Source organism: Kitasatospora sp. SC0581, assembly GCF_048159585.1.
Lineage (GTDB): Bacteria > Actinomycetota > Actinomycetes > Streptomycetales > Streptomycetaceae > Kitasatospora.
On sequence record NZ_JBLRWA010000112.1, the window covers coordinates 1 to 567 of the forward strand.

Consider the following 567-nt stretch of genomic DNA (forward strand, 5'->3'; position numbering starts at 1 on the left):
TCCTGGTTCCATGCCGCTGATCCGATGAAGGGCGATCTGCACCAGCTGTTTGTCTGCTATCCGTCTTGTAATGCAAAGCGTTCCAATCTGCCCTACGGCGATTTTGATTTTTACCATCCGGAATCCGCCGATGAGCCGGTGCGAAACCATTGCGGGATAGCCGCTGAGGATAAGTTTGAGCCGGAATCCGGGAAGGGAACCATCGCCCGGGCTTTTGCGTATTTTTTGCTGCACTATCCGAAAGCAGTCTCAAAGAGCAAGCTAAACCGGGTTAATCTTTCGCTTTTGGTGCAGTGGCACGAAGTTTTCCCGGCCGGCCTATATGAGCGCCACCGCAACCAGGCCATCTGCCGCATTCAGGGCAACCGCAATCCCTTTATTGACGACGCCGGGTTGACGAAGCAGCTGGAGGGCTGCCTGGTTAAGATCTGAGCACGCCGGGTGCAACGGGCGCGGCCCATTCGGATTATAAGCGGACGCGGCTTGTTTTACTCTGCCCGTATTTCATTTGAACGGCTGCGCGACTCGTTTTTCCTTTCATCAGAACCTTCATCCGGGCCATGAACG

Annotated in this window: 1 protein-coding gene; it reads left to right on the forward strand. The window is 54.9% G+C overall.

Translation table 11 applies throughout. The features are described 5' to 3' along the window. A partial coding sequence (locus ACLWS4_RS37325) for an endonuclease (protein ID WP_416876470.1) occupies positions 1-432 on the forward strand: 432 nt, incomplete at its 5' end. Positions 433-567: the final 135 nt, after the last annotated feature.